The sequence below is a fragment of the Flagellimonas olearia genome (assembly GCF_009184425.1).
GTDB classification, from domain to species: Bacteria; Bacteroidota; Bacteroidia; order Flavobacteriales; family Flavobacteriaceae; genus Flagellimonas; species Flagellimonas olearia.
On record NZ_WELG01000096.1, the window covers coordinates 1 to 370 of the forward strand.

Here is a 370-nt window from a genome sequence, read left to right on the forward strand (position 1 = left end):
TGATCAACATTTTGATACCGTGATTGCCTGCCTAGTGTTCTGCACCATCCCGGATCCGAATCAGGCCGCGCAGGAAGCGTTCCGCGTCCTTAAGCCAGGCGGCAGTCTGCTATCGCTAGAGCATGTTCTCAGCGAACGTCCTTGGATACAGCGCCTACAGAAAACCTTGAATCCGGCCTGGAAACCGTTAGCTTGCGGCTGCCAGCTCACCCGTGATACCGCGCGCATTTTCCAGCGCGCGGGCTTCCAGGCCGATACTGCCCGCCAGCATCGCCACCCCAAACTGCCCGCCTTTGCTGGCGAGCTATACGAAGGGCGATTGCTGCGGCCCTGAAGAGGCGCAACAAAAAAGCTCAACGTTAAAAGTTGG

Annotated in this window: 1 protein-coding gene; it reads left to right on the forward strand. The window is 57.8% G+C overall.

Features of this window, described 5'->3' with window-relative positions; genetic code table 11:
- The coding region (locus F8C76_RS19350; protein WP_152132957.1) for a class I SAM-dependent methyltransferase at positions 1-334 on the forward strand (334 nt) is incomplete at its 5' end.
- Positions 335-370: the final 36 nt, after the last annotated feature.